Here is a 15,332-nt window from a genome sequence, read left to right on the forward strand (position 1 = left end):
GGCGGTCAATGTGATGGAGTGGATCGGCGCGCGGGTCGCCATGGTCGATGAGATCGCAGACGATCGATAGCGTAGATCACGGCCACATCTGCGCCGCGTGCAGCACGCGCAGCACTGTCACCGTGGCAGGCGTTTCAGCATAGACCACGATGTAATTGGGCCGGACGACCAGTTCGCGCGTGCCCTCGACCCTGCCGGGGCGGCACCGCTTGGGATGGGCAGGCAGGGATGCGACCTTTCCCTCGATCTCGTCCATCAAGGCCAATGCCGCCGCCGGGTTATCGTCTGAGATGTAGTCAACGATGGCCATCAGATCAGCCACCGCCACGGCCTTCCACTCCAGTTCAGGCACGGCGCTTGCCGCCGATCAGCGCCCGTGCGTCGGCCATGACCTGATCATGCGGCACGGTCGGGCTGGTGTCGGCCAGAGCCTCCAGCACCTTGGCCTTGAACCACGCGTCATAGGCGTCCTTGTCGGCGACCAGCCCGGCCGGCAAGCCACCCTCGGCCGCCACACGGGTCAGCAAGATCCGCACCGCGTCCGACAACGTCAAGCCTACACCGGACAGCGCATCGGCGGCCTGAGCCTTCAGGCGATCATCCACCCGGACATGAAGCATCGACGTTTGCGCTGGCATCGCGGCATCCTCTGTTGACCCCGTCAATATGTATCTCATTTGAGATTCGCGCAAGTCTTGGCACGGCCCAGCCCCACTCCGCCCCGTTCCGCGCATTCTGGCGCGGGTATGAGTTGCTATCGCCCCCGCTCTACGCATCCGTCTGGATGCTTTGGATAGGAGGGCAACCATATGAAACAACGTGAGAAACTGACCGAGAAGACCGTCCGCGCCGCCGAGCCACGCGCGAAATCATGGCAAATGTTCGACAGCGAAGTTCTGGGGCTATCGGTGTGCGTTTATGCCTCGGGCAGCCGGTCCTTCATGTTCGACTATCGCAGCGCCGAGGATCAGCGATCTGATCGAGCGCTATCTGGCCGAACACGCGGTCCATCTGGCGCCGCGCAACAAGGCCCTAATAGAACTCGTCCCAGCCATATTTCAGGTTGGGCGACTGGACTGCGACCTTCTTCGACAAGCCATGCGCCTCTTCGAACCGGCGGATTTCGGTCGTAGTGATCAGGATATCCGTGTGATAACCGGCGCCGACTCGCCCAGCGCAAAATACTGCCATCCGATTTCAGGCTGGCCCGGCAGCATCGCCCGACGCACTTCACAAGAACTTGGCTCTGCCCCGTCACGCCGGAACATGGGAATAATGTCGGCGGCTGAAATTGCGACGATACCAGAAAGCATTTCCGCGCCGAAACGGGTCGGCTGGATGCTGGCAACAATCTCGATCCGACCAGCGGCGGACCAGTCGACGATGTCAGAGGGGCTGCAACCCCATCCCACGACGCGGCGCTGCACAGCCGCCGAGATCAGGTTGCTCATGGCGACACCCCGCTGAAAGGGGTGTTGTGAATAAAATTCTGCTGCATCTCTGCCTCCATATGACTGGAGGTCAGGGCTGCATCAGGTCAGCACCGGAAAGCGCGGAATGAACCGGAATGGTGGAGATTGAAATCGGTCGGCATCGACGCTTGCCACTCTAAAAGCATGGACTTGCGTGCCCCGGCGGCTGCCCTGACCTTAGTCAATGCATGTGGTCTTGTGATTTGCGGGGGTGCGTGAGCCTTGCAGCCTTTCGGCGAGAGCGCCTAGACCAATCAAAGCGCGTGTGACTTCCGAATCGAGCGGCCCAGAGAGGCAGAAACGCAGGCTTTGGCTGCCAGCGCTGCCAAGGCTGAAGATGTCACCTTTCGCAATGGCGATACCAAGTGCCTCTGCCTCGCTATGAAAGGTCTCCACGTCGATGGTCGCCGGCAGTTTGACCCAGTGAATAAAGCCCCCCACCGGTGCCTGGTAGCGCGTCCCCGCGGGAAAACGAGCCGACACCAGCCGGGCGAAGCCTGCAGACGATCGCGCGAAACTGCCGCGCAATCGGGCGATATGCGCCCCATGGTAATCGCGGCGCAGGAATTCGGCGAGAACCGCCTGCGGCAGGCTCGAGACCGAAAGATTGCGACCATGCATCTGCGCAAGAACCGCGGAATAATGGCGGCCCGGAAGACACCATCCGACGCGGTAGCCGGGCGCGACGGTCTTGGTAAAGGAGGAGCAGTAAAGAACATCCCCGGGGGCGAGTGCCTTGATCGGCACCACTTGCCGACCTTCGGGGAGGAGATCATAGAACACATCATCCTCGATGATCGCGACGCCTGCGGCCGTCGAAAGCTCGACCAAGCGTAGGCGCGACGCCTCGGACATCACGAAGCCGCAGGGGTTCTGCAAGGTCGGGTTCAGAAAAATGGCAGCGGGCGGGCGAGTTCGCAGCGCCGCGGCGAGCTGGTCAAGGTCGATTCCGTCCGCCCCGACCCTGATCGGCACGGCACGCATCCCCACATGCTCGATGGCTTGCAGGATGCCGAAATAGGTCGGATCCTCGACGATGACGCAATCACCGGCGCGACCAAGGGCCAGCAGGGCAAGCTCCAACGCCACCGTGTCGCCAGCAGTCACCAGCACGTCTTCGGCGGTGCAATCCACGCCGCGCCGGACCATCAGCCCCGCAATGCGGCGGCGAAGTTCGAGATCCCCCGGTGGCGGAATGAACCCGGCAGCGCTGTCCTGTGCGCGGGCAACGGCACGCATGCAGCGACCCAGGAGATCTGTCGGCACAAGGCTGCTGCTGAGTACCGCCGAGGCGAGCGGCAGCAGGTCATCCCGCCTTGCCTGCTCCATCATCGCCACGACCTTGTGGTCGACGCGCACGTCGACACCGTCCAGCGCCAGCGCCGAGACCGTCGGCTCCCTTTCCGCCACGAAATAACCGGAGCGCGGCACGGTGATGACCCGCGCCGTATCAACCAGATCGTCAATCGCGCGCCGCGCAGTATTAAGGCTGATCCCGAACAGGCGCGAGAGGTCGCGCAGCGAAGGCAGGCGCTCACCCGGTGCAAGTGTCCCGTCCTCGATTTGCCGCAACAGCCAGTCACGCGGCTTGCACCAAAGCCGCTCGGCCTGGTTGCCCGGCGGTCGGGAAGATGACGCGGTCGAAAAGGGATCGGGATCGTCTTGGCGCATTAAGGTTACGTTGCTGCTTTCCTGTCGTATCCGAACACAACCACATAAAGAAACCGTGGGATATGCTCGATTGAATTGTCTGTACCCAGTTTTTGTCAGTCATCTGTAGCTCGTCAAGGTTGGCGATGGCCACTACCGATCAACCTCGGGCGGCGCACCAGTAAGACTTTCGGAGAACGGAATGTTTAGAAACATAAGCAGTTTGAACAATGACCTCGCTTTTTTAGAGGTCCAGGGGCTCATCAAGGGAAAACTCTTCCTGAAGATCGAGGCACTCAACCCTGCCGGATCCATCAAGCTCAAGGCCGCTGTGGGGATGATCGACGCGCTGGAGCGCGAGGGGCGGATCGGCCGCGGATCCAAGCTCATTGAATCTTCGTCTGGCAATCTCGGCGTGGCCCTGGCCGCAGTCTGCGCTGAGCGTGGTTATGCGTTTACCTGCGTGATTGATCCGAACACGTCAGAGCAGAACCGTAAGACCATTGAAGCCCTGGGTTCCAAGGTCGTGGTCGTCCGCGAGCGTGACGCAAATGGCGGTTATCTTGCTACCCGCATCCGCTATATTGAAGATGTCGTCGCCAACGATCCAAGCACGATCTGGCTAAACCAATATGCCAACCTTGCCAATCCCGCCGCACATCACGATACGACAGCGCGCAGTATTGCCGAAACTTTCGAGCGGATCGACTATCTTTTCATCGGAGCAGGTACCACCGGCACGCTCATGGGCTGCAAATCCTTCTTCCGGGTCCACAGGCCGGCTACCAAAATCATCGCCGTTGATAGCATCGGTTCCGTAACTTTCGGCTATCCTCCTTCGCCACGATTCATCCCGGGCCTCGGCACCAGCCGTCGTCCCGAAATCTTCGAACCTGAGGGCATCTTTGCTCTGGAGCGCGTCGAGGAGAGCGAAGCCGTGCGACTTTGCCGATGGCTTGCGCGGTCGCGTGGCCTTCTAGCTGGCGGCTCGACAGGAACGGTTCTGGCGGCCTTGCGATCGTGGTCAGACCGCATTCCGCAGGATGCGGTTGCTGTGGCGATCTCACCCGATCTCGGTGAACGCTATCTTGACACGATCTACTCCGATGACTGGGTACGCGAAAAATTCGGTGATGGCCCGCTGGGAGACGATCTCCAAAAGATGCAAAGTGCTGCGCTGGAGATCGCATAATGTTGGGGAACCCGAATAAGCCCACCTTTCATGTCGTTCCTGGCGAAACCGTGGGCGAGCTGCTCAGTCGCGACCTCGCATCGACAATCGGTGTTGTTGCTCAGTGCTACCTAGACCACGAGGCTGGCAGGACCACAAACCCTGACAGCTACTTCCTGCGCTTCCCAGATAACCCGGCCAATAGGATCATCGCCCTGCCAGCCGCCATTCATGGTGAAAGCGGCGTGAGCGGCATCAAATGGATTTCTAGTTTCCCTGGAAATATTGCCTGTGGCCTTCAGCGTGCGTCAGCGGTTCTCATCCTGAACGATGCGGCGACTGGCTACCCAATCGCGGTTCTCGAAGGCGCACGCATCAGCGCAGTTCGCACGGCAGCCTCGACCGTGCTCGGAGCCTATTGGCTGAACCGGCGATGCAAATCGGCTGGGACGCTGGCGGTTGTCGGTAGCGGCTTCATAGCCCGCAATATCATCGATATGTTCGCCGCCGATGGTTGGGCGTTCGGGGAGGTCTTGTCGCACGATCTGGACAAAGGATCTGCTGATCGACTGACCACACATGCCGAGGGACGCTTTGGCTGCCCTGCGCGTACCGCGTCTCTCGCTCAAGCGCTCGATGCCGATCTGGTTGTCTTCGCAACCAATGCTGGCACGCCCTATGTACCTGCAACGTCCCGTTTGCGCCCCGATCAGATTTTACTTAACATTTCCTTGCGCGATCTGGCACCGGAACTGATCCTCCAGTGCCAGAATGTCTTTGACGACGTCTCGCATTGCTTAAAGGCTAATACCTCTCCGCATCTTGCCGAGCAGCTTTCGGGCAGCCGCGACTTTGTGACCGGCACGATTGGCGCTGTCATGCGCGGGGAGACAGCCCTCACAGCCGAAAAAGCGGTGATATACTCGCCATTCGGCATGGGCATTCTCGATCTTGCGCTCGGCCTTGAAGTGCTTGAGCGGGCGATTGCCGAGGGCGGCGCCGTCGCTGTGCCAGGCTTCTTCGGGGATGTTTCGAGATGGTGACAGTTTCTCTTCAGCGTGATCTCAGAATTGGTCTGATCGGACTTGGATCCCGTGGCCTGTCCGTGCTCGAACGGGTTGTCACCCTCGCAGCCGACAATAGAGCGCGCCGCATAAGTGTTATCGTGTTCGAGGATGGTGAGCCGGGATGCGGCGCTCATCCTGTCGATCAGCCGGATCATATGATGCTGAATACGATAGCGGCCCAGCTCGGGATACATCCTGACGAGGCGGCGCTCAGCGATGTTGGCGGCAGTCCTGCGAAGAGTGGGCCGGATTTCCTAGCATGGTGTCGGTCGCAAAATCTACGTGTCAATGACGACGGTACGCCCGATCCCTCGGGGCGGCCTGTCGCAGCGACAGATTTCTTGCCACGGCGCCTGCTCGGGGCCTATCTCACTCAAGCCTGCCAGGACCTTCTGCGTGATCTTCCGGCCCATATCCTTGTCACCATACGCCGTGAAAGGGCGTTGGGGGTGCGGCTTGGCCCGTGGCACGGCAACGTCGGCCGCGGCTATGTGATAACCGGCGCCAGTGGGGAAGAATTAACCGTCGACTGCCTCATCCTGACGACAGGTCACAAGAGCGATGATCAGTCAGGTTCCGACGATCTAGAGATCATGGCATCCGAAGTGGGGCCAGGGCAGGCTCTGGTGATCGAAGGAGTGGGTCTCACGGCAATGGATGCCTTGGCCGACTTGACCCGCGGTCGAGGTGGTTGTTTCCTTCCGAAGGGGCCAAAGGCAACTGTCTATAGTCCCTCCGGACGAGAGCCGCTTATCTATCTTCAAAGCCGCTCTGGCCTGCCATTCCACACCCGACCTGAAACGTCGATGGAGCGCAGGCGGCACTTGGCGATGGCTTTGACCTCCAAGCGCATAGCCGACCTTCGCGCGGCGACGCCGGATGGACGGCTGGATTTCGGCCGAGACGTCTTGCCGCTGATGCGATTGGAGATGCGTGGGGCAGCGTTGGCTGTCAGGCGCTGTCATGGGGAAGCCAACCGACTGGCGCGGGAAGAAGCGATTCTCGCCGAGATCGGCGCGCGCGACCTTGAAGAACTGGACCAGTATCTGCGCGAAGCCGAAGCGGAGCACGGCTCTATTGATATAGATCGCTTGCTCCTAAGGGACCTGCCTCAGGATCTCACGCCGGAGGACTATCAGGACTGGTTCCTGCAGCAACTCCGCGCCGATTTGATTGAGACCCATCGTGGGCTCTTGGAATCTCCGCAAAAGGCTGCCCTCGAAACCTGGCGTGACTTGCGCGACCAACTGCGTGAAGCGGTCAACCATCATGGCCTCACCCCTGCATCCCACCGTACCTTCTATGGTTCATGGGCGGGCTTGATCAATCGGCTGGTTGCAGGTCCGCAAAAGGAACGTCACCAAGACCTTGTCGCCCTAACAAAGGCCGGGCTCGTGCGTCTCCTGCACCCCAATGCGCCGCGCCCGGAAGGGGCCCGGACCATAAAGGCTCGGGCCGGTCGTTGTGGTTTGTTCAACCACCATTCCGGGCCGATAGCAGACCTGCACAGGCTCGGGCTGATCAGGGCCGTGATCGCAGAACCTGGCCTGGATGGCATCGAAACACGTTACGGCGCACACGCCGTGTCGAGAAACGGGCAGGTGATCGATGATCTCTGGATCCTCGGTCCTGCGACCGAAGGATCGACCTATTACAATCATTACGTACCCTCTCCCGGGGCACCCAACCCTGCGATGACGGATGCGCATCTCGTGGCCGCGGCCTGCCTGGATCTGTCCTCGAAAGCCGGTAAAGGGATTGCTGCATGAAGATGGTCTGCCTCGATGTGGAAGGCGTTCTCTTACCCGAGATCTGGCAGGAACTGGCACGGGCGACCGGGCTTGTGGCTCTAGCCAGAACGACCCGCGACGAGCCGGATTATGGCAAGTTGATGGCCGGACGGATCGCCGCGCTCAATAAATCGGGGGTCGGCCATGCCGATATCATGGCGATTGCCGCAAATGTCGAACCCCTTCCCGGCGCGCGGGCCTTTCTCAACCGGATCCGTCAGTCTTATCAGGTCGCCCTCGTCTCGGATTCCTTCGCCGAATTCCTTATGCCGCTTGCGCCGAAGCTCGGCTGGCCATCGTTATACTGCCATAACCTCCTCTGCGGCGACGCGGGCGAAGTAGCGGGTTGGCGGCCGCGGCTTCCGGATCAGAAGCCAAAATGCGTGCGCGCCTTTCAGTCCCTAGGGTTCAGGGTTTTCGCGGCGGGGGACAGCTTCAACGACCTTGGCATGCTTCGATCAGCGGATGGGGCGGCCTTTATTCACGCCCCGGATTCCATCGCCGCGCTGATCCCCGAATTGCCACGATGCGCCGATCATGACGCGCTCGAGGCCGAAATCGGCCAATTCTTCACCCGAACGGCCCAGGCAACCTGAGGTCAGACAAGGATAACGGAACCCCTATGCTCGCCCTCATTCAGGTCTCGCCTATTCTCGTGGTGCTCGGCTTTTTGCTGGTCTTCCGCCGCCCCCCGGTGCAGGCGGCGCTGGTCGGCGTTCTTCTGACATGCGCGCTCTGGGTCACGGGCTATGGGACGCCCGAGGCTGCCGGCACGGCACAAGCGGCCGGGCTGGATACGCTTATTCTCTTTGCCAGCACGGCCTTCGTCATTGCCCCGGGCCTGGCCTTCGTCATTCTCATCGAGCGCCTCGGGATCAATGAAAGACTCGCGGATTGGGTGCGCGATCTGGGCTGGAGCAAGGCCCAGCAGGTCACCTTCATCGTCCTCGGCCTTGCGCCTCTTCTTGAATCGATGACCGGCTTCGGTGTTTCTTTGATTGCAACGGTCCCTCTCTTGCTCAGCCTTTTCCCCAGGTCGGCCGCCTTGCGCATCTCGCTGGCCGGCATGGCGGTGATGCCCTGGGGCACGCTCGGCCTGGCCACGGTCATCGGCGGTGCCCTGGCGCATCTCGACCCGCGCCTGCTCGGATCCGCCTCGGCCGTGGTCAGTGCGCCGGTTTTTCTTGGCCTCGGCCTGGTCGCCCTAGGCCTTGCCGGAGGCTGGAGCCTGCGCGCGATCGGCTTGCTCACAGGTGCCTGGGCCTTATTCGTCGGGGTGCTTTTCGCCCTTTCCCGCACATTCGGACCCGAGATCGCGGGCGTTGGCGCCGGTGCGGTGACGCTGGGGGCGGGTGTTCTCATCGCCCGGGGGCGCGGAGCGTCGGCGCGCTGGCCAGGGTCGGCATGGCCCTATCTGGCGCTCTTCGGCGTCATTCTGGGTCTCAAGCTCGCCAACCTTGCGACCGATCTTGATCAGGCCCTGATCCTTCAGGGCGCGGCGATCACATGGAAACCGCTCGCCTCACCCGGCCTGGCCCTGCTCCTTGTCCTGGTGCTGATGCTCGCACGGCAGGAAATCCGGAACGTCGCACGCGACCTTGGTCAGGCCTGGGTGAAACGGGTCTGGAAACCGCTGGCGACGATCTTCTTCTTCCTCTTGATGTCGCAGGCGCTGCTCAAGGGCGGATTCTTCGTCAACCTACAATCCCTTCTTTCTGCACTTGACCACTCCCTGCTGGGTCCACTCGTTGCCGCACTTGCCGGGCTTGGGGGTTACCTGACCGGCTCGAACGTGGGCGGCAACGCCATCTTCATGCCGTCGGTCGCCGCACTTGCGGCACAGAGTCAGCCCTGGCTCGCTGCGATGCAGAACAGCGGCGCGGGACATGGCGCGCTCGGGTCGCTGTCGATCATTGCCCTCGTGCTCGGGCTCGCCCGTTCCGACAAGGCCGAGGAAGAGGCGCTGGTCCGGTTTGGCTTCGGGCTCGTCTGCCTGAACACCGTGCTGGTGGCGATCTGCGGCACCGTTCTCCTGTTTCTTTTTCCCTGACCAACGCAACAGGACCCATCATGAACCGCGTCTGCTTTATCGGGGCTTCCACCACGGAAGGTATGGGGGACGAGGAAGGTATCGGCTGGCCTGGCCGACTCTCCCGCAGTTTTCGTCAAGGCACTGGCAGTTTCAACCTTGGCGTCCGGGGTCAAACGGTCTTTCAGATCGCTGATCGCGCGGTCGCGGAATGTCGCGCCCGGCTCCTTGATCGCGACGGAGGGCGCATCATTCTTGGCGCGGCAATGAACGAGATGGCACGCTTTGCCGAAGACGGTCGAGAGCGGTTTGCGCGCAGTGACATCCTCGGCGCCTATGCACGCCTGATAGATGATCTCCGTGAACTCGCCTCTCTTCTCGTCGTTGGACCCGCACCCGTGTTCGAAGCCCGAATGCCGTTCTACTCACAGGCGAACAGGACATCATTTGATTACCGGAACACGGACCTTAAGTGGCTCGATGCGGAGCTCCGTTCTATCTGTGCAATGCAATCAGTACCTTATATATCCATTCTACCAGCCCTTATAGAGGATTGCCGGTATCAGTCTGGCCTTGCACGAACAGACGGTCTTCATCCCGATCATAGAGGCTATGCTGCAGCAGCAGAATTCATTGCGGAGCAACCGGCCTGGCAGGAAATTATCAGGCAAAGAAGATCATGACAGGCTTTAGAGTTCTGGTCTCACACCTATTGGACCTCAAAAAGGTATGCCGAAAACCTCGTGATTAGTTCGATGCGAAACTTCAAGAGACTACCCCCTGGTCTTGGCACTATCACAACGCGACAGAACGGTAAGGAGCCCCAGTTGCACAACAAAATCATTTTTGTATGGTCTACTCCCCGTAGTCTATCGACTGCTTTTGAACGATGCTTCAAAGATCGCCCTGATTTTGCAATCGTTCACGAACCCTATGCAGAGTGTTACCATTATGGACCCGATCGAGGATCAACCCGCTACGGAGATCTTCAATCTCAACACAACTATACTGTTAATGAAGCCCTTGGCCGTTTCGCACAATCAAACTTCGGAAACGTTCTAGTTAAAGATCTGACCTTTCAGGCCTCACCTTATGTCACAGACGATCAATTGGCGTCATGGGTCAATGTTGTTCTTTTGCGCTACCCCTATTCGGTAGCAAAATCACTATTTAATCTAAAGCCAGATTTCAACGACAAGGAGTTCGGCTTTTCAGAGCTAAGAAACATCGTTGATAGAATTGGATATATCCCCACGGTGGTTGAAGGAGATCTATTTAGCCGCTCACCAGAGGCAACGCTGCGCAGCTTCTGCAGTTCGACAGTTGTTATTTACAGAACCGGATTTACTGAATGGAATGATGGCTCAATTAAAAAATGGTCTCCAGATGAGTATGAAGCACACGAAAAATGGCACGGAAACCTACACGCGAGTACCGGTATACGACCAAGCACCCCTGTTCCCCGACGAGAGGAAGTATTGAGGCTCGGACTTTCTTCTGACCAGTTGCGCAGTGTAGACATGGCGCTGGACGTCTATAATCATATTGCCGCTCATGCGCTATGAGACAGTGACTGTTTTGCCTCAATGAACCGAAAGCCGCACAAGATAAAGACACTTTCCTCTGGTGATCGCCCCTCTCTCCACGCAATATCGACTACAGAAGGCGTTTTGGGAGAAGCGTATTCTATCGAATGCCAGATCGCCTTAACCTCCGAAGAAGTATGTTCTTATGCGTCAAATGCCGAAAAGCCCTGGGAGATACGCCTCTATGAGTAACCTAGACTATCAGTCCATAGCGACCTTTACGGCAATAGTGACGCTGATTGTAGTATCTCCCGGACCTAATCTTTTCTTGCTTCTGATGGAAGTTCCCACAAGCGGACGCGCCGCGGGCATCTCCATGACGTTCGGCTTCAGCGCGGCAATCTTGACTCATGCCGTTTTGGCGATGGTTGGCGTTGGCTCAATCATCGCGTCTTCTGTGTTTGCATTCACAGTTTTAAAATTCGCCGGAGCCACGTACCTGGTCTATCTTGGTATAAAGTCGTTGATTTCGTTTTCACGTGCTTCGGGAAAGGTCGTTCCGCTTATCGCGGCGCATCCATCGAAGAGTTTACTCGGGAATTTTCGTAAGGGATTCGTCACTAACATACTTAATCCGAAGCCTGGCATATTCTATCTTGCGGCATTTCCCCAATTTATTAGCGCCAGCGGCATAGAATTTCTCTCTTCGGGCACACTACTTGCCCTTATACATGCATCAATTGCGCTAGTGTTCTATAGCGCGATTGTGTTTGGCATCGAGGCAGCTAAGCATTTGACCGAGCGCTCCCAAGTGTTCAAGACCGTCAAGATAGTTTCCGGAATTTTCTTAATATTACTTGGGGTCCGACTTCTTCTAGCCGAAGCCACGAAATCTTGATGATTAGGCTGGTTACTGCTCTAAGATTGCGCATGCTCAAACCAGAAAGCTGGTTCTCCCAATCGGCGAAAACCTCGAAAAGTCGGTTTGACTCTTCTGTGGTCAGGTCCACCAGATTTTCAGATTAAGCTGTTCATATAGGTCGTGGTTCTTTCTGATGCTCTGCCAGCCATTTACCTTTCACCGGGCAAGCTAGGTATTCATCTCGTTTAAAGGTAGCATCGCATGGATTGATCGGTTCGTCGGTCTTACTGTGAGCTACTCCCCATCTCTTGGACAGGATCTGGCGTAATTTAAGCTACTCGTTGCACCTGCTGATCGGGTTGGTTGATATCATTTCTCTGCCAGTAGACCAGCGGCGGAGGCTGGCCGCCCAGGGCTGAATGCGGGCGCTGGTGGTTGTAGAAGCTCATCCATTTCCGGATGGCCGCTTTCGTCTCCGATCCGGTCTCCCAGGCATGCAGATAGACGCACTCGTATTTCAGGGTGCGCCACAGCCTCTCGATGAAGATGTTGTCGAGGAACCCTATGATATTCATCGGCAGATCGTACCTGTCTGCCGGTAGCGTGTAATGCGCGACCGAGAAGTCGGCAGAAATGGAATCCTCGCTGTCGACGTGTTTTGCGGCAATCGGGGATTTGGGAGTATGCTCAGGAATATCAGATGACTGCAGTTTTGCCGTGGTTACTGTGTCGCCGAGGCCGCTCCTGAATCCTATGAGGCACTCTCTCAGGGCAATCCCTCCCGAGTTCGCCTATGTGATTTTTGTCATCGACGCCTATCCTGCGCCTGTGAACCCCGCCCAGGGTTATCTCGAGCAACGCCTCCTTATTGCCCAATCTGATAAAGCGCAGCCTTACCTTTTCTCACGGCGGCGACCGTCAGCTTCCGGTCGAAGGTCGCCAACTGTCCGCCGCGCTTTTTCGCCAATGCCAGCAGATAGGTATCGGTCACCTGACCGGCAGTCAGGACCTTGCTCGGGTCTATCAGCGCCTCGTCCATCAGGCTGATCTCGTCGGGCCAGAAATGATGCCCCGGAAGGGCGCGGATACCCCGGACGATATCGACGACAGCGGCAGGCGATCCCGGTGAGTTGGGGTATCTCGGGTTGCCAAGAATGCGGATGACGCCGTTTTCAGTGATTGGGCAGGTGGCCCAGCTTTGCTGCCCGGTGGCGGAAAACCACTCATGTGCGTCGTCATGCGCGATATGGCTTGGGTCGATCAGGGCGATCAGGACGTTGACATCAAGAAGAAAGGTCACGGTGCTTCATCACGCAGTTCATTAACCAGATCGAGCGTGACCAGCGGGGCGCCGGGCCGGGACGCCAGCAGAGGGATGCCGTTCCGCTCCCGGCCAGCTTTCGGACGATGCAGCGAACGCCGCGCAAGGTCAGAGATCACCTCTCCGAGGCTGCGCTGCTGCTGGGCGGCCATGGCCTTTGCCACCACCAGAACATCATCGTCAATGGCCAGTGTCGTTCGCATGTCAGCCTCCACTTCTACGCATCAATCATCATGCATCATATGCGCATTCCTGACGATTCGTTCAAGGATATCGTCAAAGCCGCCCGTATTGAGCCGGTGCAGCATCTCAAGGGCAGTGCGGCCAACCCTACAACATCGCCGCAGCCAGCCTGTCAGAGATCTTCGTGGCCGCCGCTTTTAGAGTCCCCGATAGGGGATCAGTAAACCCCACGGCTTTAGCCGGTATGGGATTGCGACGGCGGCGGTGTAGAGTGGGGGTATGGAATCGTACAAGCGCGGCGGTCACACGGTTTGGGACTGCAAATACCACTTGGTGTGGATCACGAAGTACCGCTACCAGGTGTTGGGTGGCGACGTGGGCCAGCGCTGTCGGGAACTGATCCGCGAGACGGCCCGGGCGCATGAAATGGTCATACATGCGGGCAGCGTGAACCGAGACCACATCCACTTGCTGCTGTCGATCCCGCCGAACCTGTCGGTCAGCCGGGCCGTGCAGTATCTGGAAGGGCGCAGTTCGCACAAGCTGCTGAGCGAGTTTGCAGTATTGCGTAAACGATACTGGGGTCAGCATCTGTGGGCGCGCGGCTACTGGGTCTGCACAAGCGGTAACGTGACGGATGAGATGTGGATGGATTACATCGCCAATCAGACGCCGCCCGAACCTGACGACAACTTTGACGTCACATGAGTCCGCCGAATGGCGGACCGATCCGGCTTTGAGCCGTAACCCGAAGCCACCTGCTTTCAGCAGGTGGAGTATTCACCGGGTCGGCTGCCAAATGGGCATAGCGCGCCGTCGTCTGCACCTGCGTATGCCCCAGAAGCTTGCCGATCACCGGAAGGCTTTCGCCAACCAGCAAGCCACCTGAGGCAAAGGTATGGCGCAGATCATGGATGCGCACATCGTCGAGACCGGCCGCTTTGCGAATACGCCGCCATGGCCTTTGCAGGTCTGTCAGATGGCGCCCTTTAACCTTGCCGACGATGACATAAGGGTTGCCGGCCACGGGTCGAAGATTGGCGAGCTGTTCAACAGCGGCATTGCCCAGATGGATGGCCCGCTTCCCGGTCTTGCTGTCGGGGCGGTTGATCTGCGTATGATCCAGATCGACATGCTTCCATTGCAGCTTCTGGATCTCGGACAGGCGACAGCCGGTCAAAAGCAAAAGCCGGAAGGCTGCGATGGCATAAGAGCTTTCGCTACCATCGGCTTCGCTCTGTCCGAGGACTTTGCCAAGTTCATGGAGTTCAGAAGGCGATAGAAAGCGTTCTCGCTTGTGCTCTGGATAGCGCTTCACATCTTCGCAAGGATTGCTGTGCCTGTCTCGGATACCCCATAGCTCGGCAAGGCTCATCATTTTGGATAGAACGCCAAGTGTTCGGTTGGCCTGATAGGGAATGTGCGCATAAGTCCCGTGCAGATCCGCCACATCGGCAGAGGTCACGGTGCGAACGCGCTGATTGCCGAAGAATGGATCGATGAAGAGTTCAACGGATCTCCTGTATTCCGCCTGCGTTGTGGGTTTGCATCGCACCTCGACATGCTCTTTAAGGAAACGCTCTCCCAACTGCTCAACCGTCATGGATTGCCGCAACTGGTCGCGCCGGTCGGCGGGATCGCCGCCGCCGCCGCCGCCTCTGACCTCGCCGAGCATTCTCTGCGCTTCCCGCCGGGCACCCTCGACAGTGATGGGGCCAAATTGCCCGATCATGATCCGGCGTGTGCGCCCGTGCCTGCGATATTGGATCAGAAAGAAACGCTTGCCGCTTGGCATGACGCGGACCCCAAATCCCGTCAGATCGGTGTCGAATTTGATATAATCCTTCTCCTTGATCGAGAGGGTTTCGACTGTCCGTTTGGTCAGTTTCAGGTTGGGCATGGTTCCTGTTCCTTTCCTATGGCCGAGTTCTGGAAGCGTCTCATGGCAGCGTCGTGGAAGCACTGCAAAGAAAGCTGTGGCGTTTCGGAGCGTAGGAAAAGGATGGCCTCTGGTTCGGGAAGATCAAGTCACAACAGACTGCTGTCATACGATAGCGGGCTGGAATCGGTATTATCGTGGAATGGCGTAAATGTGTGTAAGCTAGCTCATAACCTGAAGGTCATAGGTTCAAATCCTATCCCCGCAACCAAAAAATTACCAAAAATCAAATAGATAATCTGGTGGCACATGGACACCATCGGCCTTTTGCGCACTTACATCAACGCCACATCAACACCAGACACCAAAAACTGCACCGACA

At 58.3% G+C, this 15,332-nt stretch carries 17 protein-coding genes and 1 pseudogene; 10 read left to right on the forward strand and 8 right to left on the reverse strand.

Annotation, left to right across the window (positions count from 1 at the left end):
- Positions 1 to 76: 76 nt before the first annotated feature.
- Positions 77 to 352, reverse strand: a complete 276-nt coding sequence (locus tag Q4G24_RS15730) for a type II toxin-antitoxin system RelE/ParE family toxin (RefSeq protein ID WP_303367486.1) — start codon at positions 350 to 352, stop codon at positions 77 to 79.
- The gene (locus Q4G24_RS15735; RefSeq protein WP_303367487.1) at positions 345 to 638 is read right to left on the reverse strand and encodes a type II toxin-antitoxin system RelB/DinJ family antitoxin; all 294 of its coding nucleotides are present in this window, start codon (positions 636 to 638) and stop codon (positions 345 to 347) included. The genes Q4G24_RS15730 and Q4G24_RS15735 overlap by 8 nt, the downstream gene beginning before the upstream one ends.
- 171 nt (positions 639 to 809) lie before the next feature.
- On the opposite strand from Q4G24_RS15735, the gene Q4G24_RS16675 reads away from it, so the two are divergent.
- On the forward strand, positions 810 to 1,133 hold the full coding sequence (locus Q4G24_RS16675) for an Arm DNA-binding domain-containing protein (RefSeq protein ID WP_368660953.1): 324 nt from the start codon (positions 810 to 812) through the stop codon (positions 1,131 to 1,133).
- A gap of 3 nt (positions 1,134 to 1,136) precedes the next feature.
- On the opposite strand, the gene Q4G24_RS15740 is transcribed toward Q4G24_RS16675, so the two are convergent.
- Together Q4G24_RS15740 and Q4G24_RS15745 are read right to left on the reverse strand one after the other, a co-directional pair.
- Positions 1,137 to 1,451: a hypothetical protein gene (locus Q4G24_RS15740; protein WP_303367488.1), complete on the reverse strand. Its 315-nt coding sequence runs from the start codon at positions 1,449 to 1,451 to the stop codon at positions 1,137 to 1,139.
- A 198-nt stretch (positions 1,452 to 1,649) separates the two neighbouring features.
- Positions 1,650 to 3,143 carry a PLP-dependent aminotransferase family protein gene (locus tag Q4G24_RS15745; protein ID WP_303367489.1) on the reverse strand — a complete coding sequence of 498 codons (1,494 nt, stop codon included), beginning with the start codon at positions 3,141 to 3,143 and terminating at the stop codon, positions 1,650 to 1,652.
- A gap of 202 nt (positions 3,144 to 3,345) precedes the next feature.
- On the opposite strand from Q4G24_RS15745, the gene sbnA reads away from it, so the two are divergent.
- From sbnA to Q4G24_RS15785, 8 genes are all read left to right on the forward strand, one after another.
- On the forward strand, positions 3,346 to 4,314 hold the full coding sequence (gene sbnA / locus Q4G24_RS15750) for a 2,3-diaminopropionate biosynthesis protein SbnA (protein ID WP_303367490.1): 969 nt from the start codon (positions 3,346 to 3,348) through the stop codon (positions 4,312 to 4,314).
- Complete coding sequence (gene sbnB, locus Q4G24_RS15755) at positions 4,314 to 5,336, forward strand: 2,3-diaminopropionate biosynthesis protein SbnB (protein WP_303367491.1); 1,023 nt, start codon at positions 4,314 to 4,316, stop codon at positions 5,334 to 5,336. Before sbnA ends, sbnB begins: the two co-directional genes overlap by 1 nt.
- Complete coding sequence (locus Q4G24_RS15760; RefSeq protein ID WP_303367492.1) at positions 5,330 to 7,129, forward strand: FAD/NAD(P)-binding protein; 1,800 nt, start codon at positions 5,330 to 5,332, stop codon at positions 7,127 to 7,129. Before sbnB ends, Q4G24_RS15760 begins: the two co-directional genes overlap by 7 nt.
- Complete coding sequence (thrH, locus tag Q4G24_RS15765) at positions 7,126 to 7,746, forward strand: bifunctional phosphoserine phosphatase/homoserine phosphotransferase ThrH (protein WP_303367493.1); 621 nt, start codon at positions 7,126 to 7,128, stop codon at positions 7,744 to 7,746. Before Q4G24_RS15760 ends, thrH begins: the two co-directional genes overlap by 4 nt.
- 26 nt (positions 7,747 to 7,772) lie before the next feature.
- The gene (locus Q4G24_RS15770) at positions 7,773 to 9,200 is read left to right on the forward strand and encodes a hypothetical protein (protein ID WP_303367494.1); all 1,428 of its coding nucleotides are present in this window, start codon (positions 7,773 to 7,775) and stop codon (positions 9,198 to 9,200) included.
- A gap of 20 nt (positions 9,201 to 9,220) precedes the next feature.
- Positions 9,221 to 9,862 carry a GDSL-type esterase/lipase family protein gene (locus Q4G24_RS15775; RefSeq protein WP_303367495.1) on the forward strand — a complete coding sequence of 214 codons (642 nt, stop codon included), beginning with the start codon at positions 9,221 to 9,223 and terminating at the stop codon, positions 9,860 to 9,862.
- Between the two features lie 144 nt (positions 9,863 to 10,006).
- Positions 10,007 to 10,744 carry a hypothetical protein gene (locus Q4G24_RS15780; RefSeq protein ID WP_303367496.1) on the forward strand — a complete coding sequence of 246 codons (738 nt, stop codon included), beginning with the start codon at positions 10,007 to 10,009 and terminating at the stop codon, positions 10,742 to 10,744.
- A 205-nt stretch (positions 10,745 to 10,949) separates the two neighbouring features.
- Positions 10,950 to 11,603: a LysE family translocator gene (locus Q4G24_RS15785; RefSeq protein WP_303367497.1), complete on the forward strand. Its 654-nt coding sequence runs from the start codon at positions 10,950 to 10,952 to the stop codon at positions 11,601 to 11,603.
- A 293-nt stretch (positions 11,604 to 11,896) separates the two neighbouring features.
- Here the strand turns inward: Q4G24_RS15785 and Q4G24_RS15790 are convergent.
- The 3 genes and pseudogenes from Q4G24_RS15790 to Q4G24_RS15800 form a co-directional block, all read right to left on the reverse strand.
- Positions 11,897 to 12,148 (reverse strand): annotated as a pseudogene (locus tag Q4G24_RS15790) (integrase core domain-containing protein); the annotation flags it as partial.
- Positions 12,149 to 12,432: 284 nt separating this feature from the next.
- Positions 12,433 to 12,867 (reverse strand): TA system VapC family ribonuclease toxin, encoded by a 435-nt coding sequence (locus Q4G24_RS15795; protein WP_303367498.1) that lies wholly within the window; start codon positions 12,865 to 12,867, stop codon positions 12,433 to 12,435.
- On the reverse strand, positions 12,864 to 13,091 hold the full coding sequence (locus Q4G24_RS15800) for a hypothetical protein (protein ID WP_303367499.1): 228 nt from the start codon (positions 13,089 to 13,091) through the stop codon (positions 12,864 to 12,866). Before Q4G24_RS15800 ends, Q4G24_RS15795 begins: the two co-directional genes overlap by 4 nt.
- Before the next feature lie 259 nt (positions 13,092 to 13,350).
- Between Q4G24_RS15800 and tnpA the strand changes: the two genes are divergently transcribed.
- On the forward strand, positions 13,351 to 13,779 hold the full coding sequence (gene tnpA, locus Q4G24_RS15805; RefSeq protein ID WP_303367500.1) for an IS200/IS605 family transposase: 429 nt from the start codon (positions 13,351 to 13,353) through the stop codon (positions 13,777 to 13,779).
- Here tnpA and Q4G24_RS15810 read toward each other — a convergent pair.
- Entirely contained in the window at positions 13,772 to 14,971 is a 1,200-nt protein-coding gene (locus Q4G24_RS15810; protein ID WP_303367501.1) for a site-specific integrase, read from the reverse strand. The two genes, tnpA and Q4G24_RS15810, sit on opposite strands and share 8 nt — an antisense overlap.
- Positions 14,972 to 15,332 lie beyond the last annotated feature (361 nt).

It is taken from the genome of Paracoccus sp. (in: a-proteobacteria) (assembly GCF_030538695.1).
Classification (GTDB): Bacteria; Pseudomonadota; Alphaproteobacteria; order Rhodobacterales; family Rhodobacteraceae; genus Paracoccus.